Origin of the sequence: Sphingomonas sp. Leaf20, from assembly GCF_001421535.1 — a bacterium.
In the GTDB taxonomy this organism is placed as follows: domain Bacteria; phylum Pseudomonadota; class Alphaproteobacteria; order Sphingomonadales; family Sphingomonadaceae; genus Sphingomonas.
In genome coordinates this window covers 112,187-128,269 of the sequence record NZ_LMKN01000001.1, presented here as the reverse complement: position 1 = coordinate 128,269, position 16,083 = coordinate 112,187, and the positions used below count along the sequence as shown (strand labels likewise).

Below are 16,083 nucleotides of genomic sequence, written 5' to 3'. Positions count from 1 at the left end.
GGCTCAGCGGGCCCCCTCCCGATCCTCATCCTCCGGAGCCGTCATCGCGGCCGTTCCGCAGCCGAGACAGCCGGGATCCTTCGGCAGGCGGATCGTGCGGAAGCGCAGCGCCATCAGATCGACAAGCAGCAACTTGCCCGCAATGTCCTCACCGAACGGGGCGATCGCGCGAAGCACCTCGAGAGCGGCGAGGCTGCCCACGACGCCCGTGACGGGGCCGAGGATACCGTCCTCCGCGCAGCTCGTCTCGGCGCGCTCGGGATCCTGCCCGACGAAACACCGATAGCAGGGGCGATCGCTTTCCCAGCCGCGGTACACGCCGAGCTGGCCTTCGAATTGCCCGACCGCCGCGGACACCAGCGGGATCCGCGCGGCGAAGGCGGCATCGGCGACGACAAACCGGGTCGCGAAATTGTCGCAGCCATCGAGCACGACATCGACCCCCGCGAGCAGCACGCCGGCATTGTCCGGGTTGATCCGGAGCTGGTGCGTATCGACCGTCACGTGCGGGTTGATGCGGCGGGCGGCGATCGCTGCGGCCTCGACCTTCGCGATGCCCTGATCTTCCGTTCGGAAGATCGTCTGGCGTTGGAGGTTCGACGGCTCGACGCGATCATCGTCGATCAGCACGAGCCGCCCGACGCCCGCGGCGGCGAGATACTGGATCGCCGGCGAGCCGATCCCGCCCGCGCCGATCACGGCGACGGTCGCCGCCTTCAACCGCATCTGGCCCGCGCCGCCGAACTCCTTGAGCACGATGTGCCGGGCGTAGCGCGTCAGTTCGTCATCGCCGAGCGTCACGCCTTCCACCCGAACGTCATCGTCGTGCGATACCAGATGTCGCCCGCCGCACCGCGCAGGTCGATGTTGTCGCGCGCGGCGCCGAGCAGCAGCCCCGCCGCATATTGCTCGACCGTCGGACAGTCGATCGCGCGCGGCGTCACGCGGCGTATCCGGCCGTCGGCGGTGGCGAACAGCGCGAGGTGGATCGTTAGCTGCCAGCCGTCGCGCGTGCGTGCTGCGCCCGAACATTGTCCCGAACTGACCTGGCCCGCGACGAACGCCGTCGATTCGGTCGTTGGCGTGACGGGGCGGCGAAACCGCAGCACGGGCAGCGCCGACCAGTCCTGTGGCGGGAGCGGGGCCGCGGCAGGACCGGCGGGGATGACTGGGGCGGGGGCCGGCAGCGGAGCCTGGTGCGGCGACGCACCCTCCTGCGCCGGGATCGCCGCCACCGAATCCCGCGGGACTGCGACCTGCGCCATTGCCGCGGACAGCGCCAGGACGGTGATGGAAAGCCCCATCATCGCCCGGTCGCCCCGCAACCCCCGGGCCCGCGCGTCGCAAAGCCCGTGGCGCCTGGGGCCACCCGAGGCGGCGAGCATGCCGCGCTGGATAAACGATACATTCGCGTTCCTTTCATCGATCGCAGCCTGTGCGATCGTCCGTCTGCGGTTCAGTCGCTGCCCGAGGCCGCGGGTTGCGTCGCCGTCACGCCTGTCGAACCAAAGCCGCCGAGGCCACGCGCCGACGACGCACTGAAGCGATCGACGATCGAGAAGGTCGGGCGGACGATTGGCAGGAAGACGAGTTGTGCGATGCGATCGCCGGGCGAAATGACGATCGGTTCGCTGCCGGGGGGTGTCCGGAGCCATGCGCTGATGAAGATCTGATCGGCGTAATCGGCATCGATCGTGCCGACCGCCTGGCCGAGCACGAGACCCTTCTTGTGACCGAGCCCCGACCGGGCAAGCAGGAAGGCGACCATGTCGGGCGAATTCATGAGAATGGCGATCCCCGACGGGATCAGCACCGCGGGCGCCTGCGGCTGCAACGTCATCGGCTCGGCGATGCAGGCGTGCAGATCCATCCCGGCGGACAGGTCCGTCTGATATTTGGGAAGCCCCCAGTCGTAGAGGCGGTCGTCAAGGACCCGCAATTCGAGATGGGGGTTCTTTTCGAAGGTCATGGCGTCTTCAACATCCTTTTGTGGCGCGGCGGCGCAGCGTCCCGCTACGCGGGCATGGCCATCGGCTGGCCGAGCCGGCGCCGTGCTGTTGCTAGAGTAGGGGCATAAGGCCGTCGTTCCAAGCGTGCCGGCCGGATGACGGGCATCGCCGCCCCGTCGCGTCGTTGCTCAGACCCGCGCCGCGATCCCGAAGCGGACAAGTTGGGAGAGGCCGGTCGCACCCGTCTTCTTCATCAACTGCTCGCGATACGTCTCGACGGTGCGCGGGCTGATCTCGAGCCTCGCGGCGGTCTGTTTGGCGGTCATGCCCTCGACGATATGCCGCAGCACCTGGCGTTCGCGCCGCGATAGCGAGGCGAGGCATTTCTCGATGTCGGTCGAGGAGGATATGCGCTGGCGGACCTGCTTCAACGCGTGCAGAAGCTCGTGCGGTTCGAACGGCTTTTCGAGGAAATCGGCGGCGCCCGCCTTGATCGCCGCCACCGCGAGCGGGATGTCGCCGTTCCCCGTGATGAGGATGACGGGATCGGACCGGCCGAGCGACGGCAGGGCCAGCAGAAGCTCGAACCCGCTCATGCCGCCGAGCGAAATGTCGCCGAGGACGATGCCCTTCGGCAAGCCTTGGAGCGCGTCGAGGAACGCCTCGGCGCTCGCGAACGACCGGCTCTCGAGGCCTTCGACGGCGAACAGCATTTCGAGCGACCGCCGCATCTCGGGTTCGTCGTCGATGACGTAGATGATCCCGTCATGCGGCACCCGCCAGCTCCTCGCGACAGGACCGGCGTGGCAGCGTGAACGAGAAGCTGGCGCCGCCCCGCGGGTTCGAGGCGCCCGTGATCCGCCCGTCATGAGCCTCGACGATCGTCCTAGAGATCGCGAGGCCGACACCGAGGCCGTTGCGCTTGGTCGTCTGGAAGGGGGTGAAGAGAGCGCTCTCGATCTCCGCGGCGAGGCCCGGGCCGGTATCGGACACGGTGATCGTGCAGCGTTCCTCCGGGCCGGGAAACGCGCGTAGCGTGATCGTGCGCGTCGCGCTGTCGGCAACAGCGTCGGCGGCATTCGCGATGAGATTGAGCAGGACCTGCTGGATCTGCGTCGCGTCGATGAACACCTCGCCGATGTCGTCGTCGATCGTCACCGTCAGTTCGGCGCCCGCCTGGCGCACCGCAAAGGCGCCGAGCTTTGCCCCCTCCGTGATGATCTGCCGTGCATCGACCCATTCCGCCTGCAACGGGCCGCGCTGGACGAACCGGCGCAGGCCCTTCAGCACGTCGGCGGCACGGAATATCTGTTGCAGCGCGGAGTCGAGCGCGTCGCCGACCTCTGCGGTCATCGGGCCGCGCGACGCCGCGACCTGCGCGATCTTGGCGTAATTGGCAGCCGCGGCGAGCGGCTGGTTCACTTCATGCGCGATCGCCGAGCCGAGCTGTCCAAGCGCGGTCGCGCGCGCGAGCTGGTGGAGCTCCGCCTGCAGCAGCGCAAGCGCTTCGGCGGCGGCGATCCGGTCGGTCTCGTCGCGGATGTAGATCGTGCGCAGGTCGTCCGTCGCGGGCGGCAAAGCGACGCTCGAGACCGACAGCGTCAACCGCTTTCCGTCGGCCCTTTGCACGCAGCAGGGATCGACGTCGGCATTGGACCAGCCCGGCAACAGCGTCGCCAGCGTCAGGCGTTCGACGTCCTCGTCCCCGATCCCGAATATGTCGCGCGCACTCGTGTTGATCGCGAGGATGTTGTCGGCGGCATCGGCGATCAGCATCGCCGCGGGCGTGGTCCCGAAGATCGACTGGAGATAGTCTTCGCGCCGGCGCGACCGGCTGGCCTCGACGTCGGCGCGCTTGCGCAACGCGGTCGTGTGTCCGCCGAACAGCGCCAGGATAAGCGAAAAGACGATGACGACCACGATATTGACCGGTGTCACGAACGGATGGTCGGGGTTGAGCATGACCGCCGCGGGGATTGCGGTGACGACGACTGCGACCGCGGTCAGCGCCCCGCCCCACGCAGCCGCCAGCGCGACCGCGACCAGCGCAAAGGCAAAGGGCAGGTCGACGCCGATCAGGTGCCGGCTGATCGTCGTCAGAAACAGCGCGGCACCGCCGAGCGCGACGCCATGGGCCAGCCTGCGAGGCCATTCCGTCGACGGCGCTTGCTGATCGACCTTCGCCCATAGTCGCTGCACGGCAGCCCTCTCCCCCAATTTCATCTGCACCGGTCGAGATGCCGGCTGTGCGCGTACAGAAGGAATTACTTAAGCTTAGCTGAACGGTCAGCCGCGTATATCCGTAAAGATACGGAGGCTGGCGCAGCCGCGTTGACGGAGTCGGGATCGATCCGGAACGCACCCGCTGCGCGCCGGTGACGAGGGGATCCCGGCGCAATCGTTGGTTCCGCGCCATCGCGTATCCGAAACGCGTCGCGTCACGCGGTCATCGACTGTAACACAATGGGACAGATGGGTAATCCTACGGAGTTGCTCGTATTATCACGCTGCCGCACCGTCTGACCCGACGATAGTTGGAGTTATCACCCCGATAATTTGATGAACTTATAGTCGCATGGGGGCACCATGAGAAACGACGCTGTTATTGAGCATGTAGTCAATACTTCGTGCACGGTTGTGGCAAGTGGATCAGAGATATTCCGGTTCGGAATATCCAACTTGTTGCGACGCGAACTTTGCATAGCGACCGTTCTGGAAGCATCCAGCTGGTGTGTTGCACAGTCTTATCTGGTGCATCGGCAGACGACCAACCTCATCATCATCCACACCGACGTCATCAACGGCCAGTGTCACACCACGGTGCGAAACCTGCGGCTTGCCTATCCCCGCCTGCGGATCGTGTTCGTCGGACAAGGGCAGGAGCGGATGAAGATCCTCGCGCTGATCAGTGCCGGCGCGCACGCCTATGTCCTCGAATCGATGCCCATGGATGTGATCGCGAAGGCGGTGCGGATGGTCGCCGCGGGTCATGTCTACCTGCCGGACAGCGTCGCCGACCTGGCGATCCCCGAGCACGCCGACGACCGGCGTGCTGGTGCGCTCACGCGGCGGCAGGAGCAGGTCCTGCACCTGCTCGCCGAGGGGGCATCGAACAAGGACATCGCGCACCGGCTCAACCTCGCGGAGGGGACGATCAAGGTGCATCTGAGCGGCCTGTTCAAGGCGCTGGGCGTGCACAGCCGGGCAGGCGCCGTCGCGTCGGTCCACGCGCGTGCCTACTGACGAACGCACAAGGCAGGGTGTCCGGCTAGACCGTTCGCCCATGCCCGGCCGGTACGGTCTATCCACCAGACTAGGTCGACTGGCCTAATTGATCGCGCGACCAGGCACGGCGCATCAGTACGTCACCACGACAGATCATGGACTGGCGAACATTACGTCTCAAGGGCGAAGGGCAACCGATGGAGCGTCGAGATTTCCTCAAGGTCGGGGCTGGGGCGACCACCGTCGCGCTGGCGGCGACGGCGCAGCAGCTGATCACCCCGTCGACGGAGCCACTCGCGGTCGCGCCGCGGCCCGCGGCGCCGACGGTGACGTCGTCCTCGACCGGCATGGCGGGGCTGCTCCAGCTCGTGATCGAACCGGTCGAGAAGGAGATGATCGACGGCAAGATCGTCTACATGGTGTTCTATTTCCTGACGACGGGGCAGCCGCAGCCGGTGCTGCGGTACCGCGAGGGCGAGACGGTTTCGCTAAGCGTCACCAACAACGACATCGTCGCGCACGGCTTTGCGATCACCGGGATCCCGCAGGCCACGGTCGCGGCGATCCCGCCCGGCGAGACGCGGCTGGTGCCGATGTTCGTCGCACCCGTCGGCGGCTCGTATCTGTATCACGATCCGCTCGAGGCGCCGCTCAACCGCATCCTCGGGCTGCACGGCGCGTTCGTCGTCGACCCTGCGCTCGGCACGACGGCGATGGGGTCGCCGACGCCGTTCAGTCGCGCCATGCACACGCCGCAGATTGCCGCGGTGTTCGATGCGTTCGGCCGGCATCCGCGCTTCCCCGGCGATCGCTGGAACCCGCAGGATGCGGCACGCGACAAGGTGTGGGTGTTTTCACAGACCGACTCGACGATCAATGCGCGCGCGGCATCGGGAAACCGCATTTCAGGCCAGGCGCTGGTCGACGCATTCCTGCCCGACTATTTCCACATCAACGGGCTTAGCGGCTTCGATACGGCGACCCACTCCACCACCACGAGCGCGGACCTCGCGGGTGCGCAGGCGATCGAGCCGGTCGGGCGACAGGGGCAGCCGACGCTGTTGCGCGTGATGAACGCCGGGCTCTGCACGCATTCGGCGCATATCCACGGCAACCACCTGTTCGAATGCACCGAGCCCGACGCGAGCGGCGTGCCCTATTGCGAGACCAATGTTTACGAGCGCGACGTGTGGATCATGCGGCCGATGGATCGCAAGGACATGATCCTGCCGTTCGAACGCCCGCCCGACATCGCCGTCTGGCCGCCGAAGCAGGAGCCGTTTCCGCTGCGCTACGTGATGCACTGCCACACCGAGATGTCGCAGACCGCGGGGGGCGGGAACTATCCGCAGGGGCTCGTCACGCACTGGACGATGACCGGCCCGATCTACACTTTCTGACAGCGGGAACAGACCATGGGCGCGGATACCGTCAGTGCATCGGGGATCGACTGGACCAAGACCGGGGTCAAGGGGATCAGCAATTACCAGACGTTCGGCTGCAACGTCTTTCAGGAAAGTCCCCCGACGCCCGACAAGCTGGCACCCGACATCAGTTTCGTGCGCCAGGTCTCGACCAGCGGGCAGCTGATGGCGCCGGATGGCGCGAAGCTGCGCTACTGGTCGTTCGAGGACCCGGCGAGCGGCGTGAAGGCGCCGTATCCCTCACCGCTGCTGCGCGTGCGCGAGGGGCAGGTCGTCCACGTCAAGCTGCTGACCGCGAAGAATGCGCATACCATCCATCACCATGGCATCGAGCCATCGACGATGAACGATGGCGTCGGTCACGTCTCGTTCGAGGTGAAGGACCAATATACCTATCAATGGAAGCCGGCGAACGCGGGCACGTTCTTCTATCATTGCCATCGCAATACGCCGCTGCATTTCGAGATGGGGCTGTTCGGCGGTCTGATCGTCGACCCGCCGGAGGGGCCTGGATATCTCTATTCCTCGAGCGTGCCGAATGCCCCGAACCAGCGCTACCAGGTCGAGCGGTTCTGGGTGTGCGACGACATGGACATCCGCTGGCACAATGTGATGGGCCAGAAACACGATGCCGGCATGTGCGGCGAAAATGTCGGGATGAACCGCTTCGAGCCGCAATATTTCCTGATCAACGGCGTGTTCAACACCAAGACGATGAACGACCAGAAGGTCGCGGCGACCGCGCGGGTCGGCGACACCGTCCTGATCCGCGTCCTGAATGCGAGCTACTGCATCCTGCGCGTCACCTTCCAGGTGGCGGTGACCTGTGTGTCCTGCGACGGACACCGGCTCGGCAAGGAAAGCTGGAATGCGCCGATCGTGTTTCCCGCCGGCACGCCGATCGAATTGACGACCGCCGGGCGGCTGGACCTTCTATTTACGGCAACACAGCGAGGCAGCATCGGCGCGACGATCGAGTATCTGCACTGGATCACCCGCCGCGTGCACGACAACGGCCGCGGCGTGGCCAAGACACAGATCGTCGTGTCATGACCGGCCCGTCCAACACGCGCGCGGCAACCGGTGCGACTGTGCCCGTTCCTTCCGCAAACAGGCATGCAGGCGGCATGCCGGGAGGCCATGATCACGGCGCCGTCGCGCCGGGCATCGCCCAACTGGGCGGCGCGTTCGCCTTCTCCGACACCGTCGGTCGCACGATAGCGCAGGCGGATTTCCGGGGGCGCTGGACGCTGTTGTTCTTCGGCTATAGCCGGTGCCGCGCGAGCTGCCCCATCGCCATCCCCAAGATGGTGCGGACGGCGGACCTGCTGCGTCAGTCGGGTGTCGCTGCACGCGCGATGTTCGTCGATATCGACGTGCCGCCGCTGGGGGTGATGCGGTTTCGTCGACCGGGTGCGGCCGCCGCGATGGCGGGGCATTCGGGGCATGCGCATGGTCATGGCGAACTCGACCGCGTCGCGGCAATGCGCGCGCTTGCCAAGGCCTATGACGGAAAGCTGATCGTCGCCACGGGCACGCGCGCGCAGCTGTCCGCCGCGACCCGCGCCTTTGCGGTCGCCCGCGAGCATATTCCGCCGCGGCCGGGCGAGCTCGGCCACAGCATCAACCATTCGTCGCTGATCTATTTCCTCGCGCCCGACACGCGTGTCGCAGGCTATGCGATGCACGACCAGTCGGTCGCGGACATCGAGCGGACCTTGCGGCAACTGGCGCGCATGACCTGACGCGCCAGCACGCCGTTTCCGCCATCGTCTCGGCCGGTCGACATCGTCACCGGATCGGGCCCCCGCCGCCGCACCTTGCCCCTCCGCGCCGGCGGCGGGGTGCGGCGGCGGCCTGCCGTCATCACGATAGCATGCATGATGCCGCAGCGGTTCCGCGGGGCGGATCGCGCGGGTGACGCTGCGCTTCCCTACGTCTCTGCGCTTCGGAACGTATCCGTCGAGCGAGCGTGGACGCCGCGTTCGGCCGGCTCTGTCCGCCATGTGCCGGGTCGCCCTAATCCGTTCCGCCTAGGGCATGGCCTAGATAGCGGATGGTGCGGGTACGTCCTTCATATGACTTAGCAACCTGCCGTATTGATGGGAACATGCAGGCGAGCCAACAACGGTCCTGACTTCCGATCCCGGCGTCGCAACAGTGTCGGGCAAGAAGATGGGGCCATCATCTTAGATGAGGACCCTGCCATGTCTGGTGATTTCACGGTCGATCTCGGCGATCTCAACTTCATTCTCGCGCAGATCAAGATTGCGGAACGCAATGCCGCCGGTGAATCGCTTGCCGGAATCATGGGGCCACAGGGGCAGCTCATTCCGTACGGGTTGCGGACGGTGGACGGCACCTACAATAACCTGCTGCCGGGGAATGCGGTCTATGGTGCGGCCGACCAGTTGCTGCCACGGCTGACCACGCCCGTCTTCCGCAATCTCAACGACGGCGGCACCTTCACGCCCGGTCCGGGCGCACCGACCCTGACCAACACGGATTACGGTACGCCGGGAAGCGTCGTCGATGCCGATCCGCGGCTCATCAGCAACCTGATCGTCGACATGACCAACAGCAATCCCGCGGCGATCGCCGCCTGGTATGTCAACGCGCACGCGCAATCCGCCTATGCCGATGCGCATGACGGCAACCCGCCGCCAAACGGCTATGTCCCGACCGACGAGGAACTGTCGCTCATCCCCAATCTGTCGCCGGACATCGGCCTGTCGCCGTCGTTCAACGCGTGGATGACGTTCTTCGGGCAGTTTTTCGATCATGGGCTCGATCTGATCACCAAGGGGGGCAACGGCACGGTCTTCATTCCGCTCCAGCCCGATGATCCGCTGTACGTCCCCGGCGGCCCGAACTTCATGCCGCTGACGCGCTCGACGCAGTATGACGCCAACGGCAACCAAGTCGTCGGCGGGACCGAGACGGTCAACACTACCACGCCGTTCATCGACCAGAACCAGACCTATACCTCGCACGCGTCGCACCAGGTGTTCCTGCGCGAGTACAGGTTCTCGGTCGATTCCGACGGCGACGGCGTCAAGGATTCGCGGGCCGTCGCGACCGGGCGGCTGCTCGACGGCGCGATCGGCGGCATGGCGACCTGGGGCGACACGAAGGCGCAGGCGCTGTCGATGCTCGGCATCAGGCTCGACGACTACGATGTCCTCAATGTGCCGCTGCTGCTGACCGACGCGTACGGGAAGTTCATTCCGGGCGCGAACGGCTATGCGCAGATCATGCTCAAGGACGGGACGTTGCTCGAGGGCACCGCCGCCGGGGTGTCGGTACCCGCCAACGCCTATTCGGCCGGTGCTGCGTTCCTCAACGACATCGCACATCATGCCGAGCCGGTGCTCGTCGATCTCGACCATAACCCGGCGACAGACCCGCTGCGGCAGATCGCGGACACGGATCTGCTCGACTTTAATGGCGACGGCGTCTCGGACGAGGCCGACCTGGTGTCGGGTGTCCTGCGCATCACCGATGCCGACGAGGACGGCGAGATCACGGTTGCCGATCTCGCCGACGTCAACCTCGACGGCAGGATCGACGCCAGCGATCTCGTCGCGGACGACAATAATCCGCTGACCTACGACAACGAGATGCTCGACGCGCATTTCGTGACCGGCGACGGGCGCGGCAACGAGAATATCGGGCTGACCGCGGTCCACACCATCTTCCATGCCGAGCACAACCGCGTGGTCGAGGCCGACAAGGACACGATCATCGCATCGGGTGATCTGGCGATCGTCAACGAGTGGCTGTTGCCCACCACCGGCACCACGCGCGACGCGATCACGCAGGAGGAGCTCGATGCGATCAACGCGCTGACCGGGAGCGTCAGGGTGGCGGCGATCGACGCGCTGAACTGGGACGGCGAACGGCTGTTCCAGGCTGGGCGGTTCAGCACCGAGATGCAGTATCAGCATCTGGTCTTCGAGGAATTCGCGCGCAAGATCCAGCCGAACATCGATCCGTTCGTGTTCAGCAACTCGGCCAATATCGACCCTGCGATCACGGCGGAGTTCGCGCACGCGGTGTACCGGTTCGGCCACTCGATGCTGACCGACACGATCGAGGTTTCCGATCCGACGCTGACCACCGAGTCGCTGACGCTGGTGGAAGCGTTCCTCAACCCGCAGGCGTTCACCGCCGCGAGCCTCGACGGCACGACGGGCCTGTACGATGCGGGGACCGCGGCGGGCGACATCATTCGCGGCATGACGCGTGTCGAGGGCAACGAGATCGACGAGTTCGTCGTCGACTCGCTGCGCAACTTCCTCGTCGGACTGCCGCTCGACCTCGCGGCGCTCAACATCGCCCGCGGTCGCGACGCGGGGGTCGCAGCGTTCAACGTCGTGCGCGCGCAGCTCTATGCCGCGACCAACGACGCGCAGCTCAAGCCCTATACGAGCTGGCTCGACTTTGCGCAGAACATCAAGAATCCGGTTTCGATCGTCAATTTCATCGCCGCCTATGGGACGCACCCGCTGATCACCGGGGAGCTGACGCTCGAGGGCAAACGCGCTGCGGCGACGTTGCTGGTGATGGGCGGCGCCGATATGCTCGTCCATGCGAACGAGGCGATGGGCGTCGTGGAGCACATGATCCATGCACCGACGGACCGGCTCGACTTCCTGCAGAGCAAGGGCAGCTGGGCGCCGAACAATGTCGGCGGCGTGAACACGCATGAGAGCGGTCTGAACCTCGTCGACCTGTGGATCGGCGGCCTGGCCGAGGAGAAGATGGAATTCGGCGGCATGCTGGGTTCGACCTTCAACTATGTGTTCGAACACCAGATGGAAGACCTGCAGAACGGCGACCGGATGTATTATCTGAGCCGTACGCAAGGGCTCAACATGCTCAACGAGCTGGAGAAGAACACCTTTTCCGATCTCGTGATGCGCAATACGAATCTGGGCGACGTCAACTCGACTCATGTGAGCGGGCATTTGTTCGATACCGTCGACTACACGCTTGAACTCGATCCGTTGACGAAGCAGATCACCAACCTTGACGAGGATGGCAACTTCCTAGCCGGGGGCACCTTCGATCCCCGATGGTCCGATGCGTTCCAGCAGGCGATTGACCCCAAGGTCGTGCGCGTCGCGCCGGGGGCAGACGTCGACGGCGACGGCTTCGACGATGGCGGGCTGCTCAAGTACAGCGGCGGCGAGCATGTCACGCTCGGCGGCACCGAGGGCAACGACTCCCTGTATGGCGACAAGGGCATCGACACGCTGTGGGGCGACGGCGGCGACGATTATCTCAACCCCGGGATGGAGTCGGACGAAGTCTTCGGCGGCGACGGCGACGACATCATCGAGGATCCGTTCGGCGATGATTTCCTGCGTGGCGGCGAGGGCAATGACGTCATCAGTGCGGGTCCCGGTCTCGACATCATGTTCGGCGGCGGCGGCAACGACTTCATGGTCGGCGGGACCGACGCCAAGGAAATGTTCGCCGGGCGCGGCAATGATTTCCTGCTTGGCGGGAGCGGTGGCGACAATCTGATGGGCAATGAGGGCGATGACTGGCTCGAGGGAGGCGACGGTTTCGACAGCCTGACGGGCGAGAATTCGAACCTGTTCTTCAACAGCCCGATCATCGGCCACGACATCATGGACGGGCAGGGCAACGATACCGACTATGACGGCGAGACCGGCGACGACATCATGGTCCAGGGCGCCGGCATCCAGCGCAACAACGGCATGGCGGGGTTCGACTGGTCGATCCACCAAGGGGATGTCACCAACGCCAATTCCGATCTCGGGCTGAGCGCGGCGGTCAACCAGCAGGCGTTCACGCTGCGCGATCGCAACGACCTGGTCGAAGCGCTGTCGGGGTGGCGGCACGACGATATCCTGACCGGGCGGCAGATCCCGCTCGGGCTGGTCAGTCTGGGGGCGAACTTTGCGGATCTGCTCGGCGACACCAACCCGCGGATCCTCGGCAACGATCTGTACGAGGACGGCGTCCGCCGGATCGACGGACTGCGCGAGCTGCTCGACTTCAAGACATGGGATGCCAGCAATCTTGATGCACTGGTGATCGACGGCGACGCGGCCGATGACCTGTTGATCGGCGGTGGCGGCAGCGACGTCATCAAGGGCCGCGCCGGCAACGACATCATCGACGGCGATGCGTATATGCACGTCTTCATCAGCGTGCGGGAGAACAAGGACGGAACCGGTGCCGAGCTGTTCCGCGCCGACTCGCTGAACCAGATCCAGGCACGGCTGCTCGATCGCACGATCAATCCCGGCCAGCTCGTCGCCTCGCGCGAGATCGTCTACCGCGAGACCGTCAACGGCTACGCGATCGGCGCGGCAACGGTGACCGAGGGGATGGACACCGCGGTCTATATCGGCAACCGGTCCGATTTCACGATCACCTTCCGCCCCGACGGACGCGTCAATCTCGTCGACAATATCGGCGACGAAGGCGACGACATGCTGCGCAACATCGAGCATATCCAGTTTGCCGACGGCATCCTCGAGATCAACCGCAAGCACCTTGGCACATTCGCGATCGACCAGACGACGCCGAAGGTCGGCCAGACGCTCGCGGTGACGACCGGGTCGTTCGTCGATTACGACGGGACGACGACATTCTCTCGCCAGTGGCAGCATCTGGTCGAGGGCGTGTGGACCGACATTCCCGGCGCGACGGGGGATAGCTACCAAGTCACCGTCGACTATGTCGGCGAGGCATTGCGGGTCACGACGAGCTACACCGACAATCGCGGGTTCAGCTCGAGCGGCACCAACCAGTTCGAGGGGGTGGTTTATTCCGATCCGACCGTGCCCGTTGCGGTCCCCGATGATGCCATCGTCGGCGACGGCGCTGCGAATACGCTGGCCGGTACGGAAAATGCCGATTTCATGCTCGGGCTCGGCGGTGACGACGTGCTGCTCGGACTTGGCGGCAACGACCGCCTGTTGGGGGGCGCAGGTGACGATTTGCTCGATGGCGGCACGGGTGCCGACGCGATGTCGGGCGGCGTTGGCGACGATATCTATGTCGTCGACGATGCCGGCGACGGTGTCTCGGAAAGCGCCGAGAGCGGCACCGACACGGTGGAAAGCAGCATCAGCTACACGCTGGGGTCGGAGGTCGAGAACCTGGTGCTGACCGGCGTGGCGGCGCTCGACGCGACGGGCACCGGCGCGAACAACGTCCTGACCGGCAATGCTTCGGCCAACAGGATCTCCGGTCTGGCCGGCGACGACCAGCTGTTCGGGATGGACGGTGCCGACACGCTGAGTGGCGGCGCGGGGGCAGACCTGCTCGACGGCGGAACGGGCGCCGACACGATGGCCGGCGGACTGGGCGATGACATCTACGTCGTCGACACGGCCGGCGACGGGGTCGATGAAACGGGCGGCGATGGCATCGACAGCGTGCGCAGCAGCATCACCTACACGCTGGCGGCCGCGCTTGAAAACCTGTCCCTCATCGGTGGCGGTGCCATCAACGGCACCGGCAACGCGGGCGCGAACATCCTGACGGGCAATGACGCGGCGAACGTGCTGTCTGGTCTGGGGGGCAACGACACGCTGGTCGGCGGCGGAGGCAACGATACGCTCGACGGCGGGGCTGGAGCGGACGCCATGTCGGGCGGCCTCGGCAACGACAGCTATGTCGTCGACACTATCGGCGACGTCGTCGATGAAATCGGCGGCGACGGCATCGATATCGTCAGCAGCAGCGTGACCTTCACGCTGGCGGACGGCGTCGACAACCTCACGCTGACGGGCACGGCGGCGATCAACGGCACCGGCAATGCCGATCGCAACACGCTGACCGGCAATGTCGCCGCCAACATCCTCTCGGGGCTCGCCGGTGACGACACGCTGTCAGGGCTGGGCGGCAACGACCGGCTGGTCGGCGGCGACGGGGCGGACAGCCTCGACGGCGGTACGGGCGTCGATGTCATGCTCGGCGGTCTGGGCGATGATACGTACGCCGTCGACAACGCTGGCGACGTGGTCGACGAGACGGGCGGTGACGGCGTCGATCTCGTCAGGAGCAGCGTGACCTTCACGCTGGGCGCCAACGTCGAAAACCTGACGTTGCTCACCGGCGCGACCAGCGGCACCGGCAACGCCGCGGCCAATATCCTGACGGGCAATTCGAGCGCCAACACGCTGACCGGTCTGGCTGGAAACGACACGCTGATCGGCCTGGGCGGCAATGATCGCCTCGTCGGCGGAGAGGGGGCGGATCTGCTCGATGGCGGTACGGGCACCGACACCATGTTGGGTGGGCTGGGCGACGACACCTATGTCGTCGACAGCACCGCCGACGTGGTCGACGAAACCGGCGGCGATGGCGTCGATACGGTGAACAGCAGCGTCGCCCGCACGCTTGCGGCAGGCCTCGAGCGGCTCACGCTGACGGGTACGGCGGCGATCAACGGGCGGGGCAATGCGGCCGCCAACATCCTCACGGGCAATGCTGCCGCCAACAGCCTGTTCGGCATGGACGGCGACGATCAGCTCGTCGCTGGTGCGGGTGCCGACACGCTCGACGGCGGCACCGGTGCGGACGTGATGGCCGGCGGCCTTGGCAACGACACGTACCTCGTCGACAATGTCGGCGACGTGGTCGACGAGACCGGCGGCGATGGCGTCGATACCGTCAACAGCAGCGTGACCTTCACGCTGGGGGCGGGGGTCGAACGCCTGGCGCTGACCGGTGTGGCGGCGGTCGATGCCACGGGCAACGGCGACGCCAACATCCTGACCGGGAACGCCGCTGCAAACACGCTGTCGGGTCTCGACGGCTCCGACATATTGCGTGGCGCAGACGGTGCCGACCATCTGCTCGGTGGCGCTGGCGACGACACGCTCGATGGCGGAGCGGGCGTAGACGTGATGTCGGGCGGTCTGGGGAACGATCTCTATATCGTCAACACGGCGGCGGACGTTGTCGACGAGGCCGGCGGGGACGGGGTGGATAGCGTCAGCAGCAGCGTGACCTTCACGCTGGGGACGGATGTCGAGAACCTCACGCTGACGGGTACGGTCGCGATCAACGGATCGGGCAACGGCGCCAACAACAGCCTGTCCGGCAATTCGGCGATCAATATCCTGTCCGGCTTCGAGGGCGACGACTTGCTGCAGGGCTTTGGAGGCAATGACCAGCTGCTTGGCGGCGGCGGTAACGACCGGCTGATCGGCGGAACGGGGAATGACCGTCTCACGGGCGGCGCCGGCACCGATGCCTTCGTGTTCGGCACCGGGCAGGGCAACGATGTCGTGGTCGATTTCGACTTCGACGCGGCGGGTGGGCAGGATCTGCTCGATATCTCGGGGTTCGGGGTCAATGCCGGAAACTTCGGTGCGCAGGTGCTCGTCTCGCAGGTCGGCGCCAATACCGTCATCGCGATCGGCACGCAGACGATCACGCTCGCCGGGGTCAGCGCCGTGACGATCGACCACACCGACTTCGGTCTCTGAGCA

General features: G+C 65.8%; 10 protein-coding genes. 5 read left to right on the top strand and 5 right to left on the bottom strand.

Annotation, left to right across the window (positions count from 1 at the left end; all coding sequences use genetic code 11):
* Positions 1–3: 3 nt before the first annotated feature.
* The 5 genes from ASE72_RS00525 to ASE72_RS00505 form a co-directional block, all read right to left on the bottom strand.
* A complete protein-coding gene (locus ASE72_RS00525) occupies positions 4–801 on the bottom strand; it encodes a HesA/MoeB/ThiF family protein (protein WP_056018578.1) in 798 nt (265 codons plus the stop codon).
* Positions 798–1,307 (bottom strand): hypothetical protein, encoded by a 510-nt coding sequence (locus ASE72_RS00520; protein WP_156350028.1) that lies wholly within the window; start codon positions 1,305–1,307, stop codon positions 798–800. Before ASE72_RS00520 ends, ASE72_RS00525 begins: the two co-directional genes overlap by 4 nt.
* A 149-nt stretch (positions 1,308–1,456) precedes the next feature.
* Positions 1,457–1,969: a dUTP diphosphatase gene (gene dut / locus ASE72_RS00515; RefSeq protein WP_056015456.1), complete on the bottom strand. Its 513-nt coding sequence runs from the start codon at positions 1,967–1,969 to the stop codon at positions 1,457–1,459.
* 168 nt (positions 1,970–2,137) lie between these two features.
* On the bottom strand, positions 2,138–2,725 hold the full coding sequence (locus ASE72_RS00510; RefSeq protein WP_056015454.1) for a response regulator transcription factor: 588 nt from the start codon (positions 2,723–2,725) through the stop codon (positions 2,138–2,140).
* On the bottom strand, positions 2,715–4,148 hold the full coding sequence (locus ASE72_RS00505; RefSeq protein WP_056015452.1) for a PAS domain-containing sensor histidine kinase: 1,434 nt from the start codon (positions 4,146–4,148) through the stop codon (positions 2,715–2,717). The genes ASE72_RS00510 and ASE72_RS00505 overlap by 11 nt, the downstream gene beginning before the upstream one ends.
* A gap of 552 nt (positions 4,149–4,700) precedes the next feature.
* Here ASE72_RS00505 and ASE72_RS00500 point away from each other — a divergent pair.
* The 5 genes from ASE72_RS00500 (at position 4,701) to ASE72_RS20585 (ending at position 16,080) form a co-directional block, all read left to right on the top strand.
* Positions 4,701–5,192: a LuxR C-terminal-related transcriptional regulator gene (locus ASE72_RS00500; protein WP_056015450.1), complete on the top strand. Its 492-nt coding sequence runs from the start codon at positions 4,701–4,703 to the stop codon at positions 5,190–5,192.
* Positions 5,193–5,371: 179 nt separating this feature from the next.
* Positions 5,372–6,574 carry a multicopper oxidase domain-containing protein gene (locus ASE72_RS00495; RefSeq protein ID WP_082445698.1) on the top strand — a complete coding sequence of 401 codons (1,203 nt, stop codon included), beginning with the start codon at positions 5,372–5,374 and terminating at the stop codon, positions 6,572–6,574.
* A gap of 15 nt (positions 6,575–6,589) precedes the next feature.
* Entirely contained in the window at positions 6,590–7,651 is a 1,062-nt protein-coding gene (locus tag ASE72_RS00490) for a multicopper oxidase domain-containing protein (RefSeq protein ID WP_056015448.1), read from the top strand.
* Positions 7,652–7,725: 74 nt separating this feature from the next.
* The gene (locus ASE72_RS20500; RefSeq protein ID WP_162235446.1) at positions 7,726–8,343 is read left to right on the top strand and encodes an SCO family protein; all 618 of its coding nucleotides are present in this window, start codon (positions 7,726–7,728) and stop codon (positions 8,341–8,343) included.
* 462 nt (positions 8,344–8,805) lie between these two features.
* Complete coding sequence (locus ASE72_RS20585; RefSeq protein ID WP_056015444.1) at positions 8,806–16,080, top strand: peroxidase family protein; 7,275 nt, start codon at positions 8,806–8,808, stop codon at positions 16,078–16,080.
* Positions 16,081–16,083: the final 3 nt, after the last annotated feature.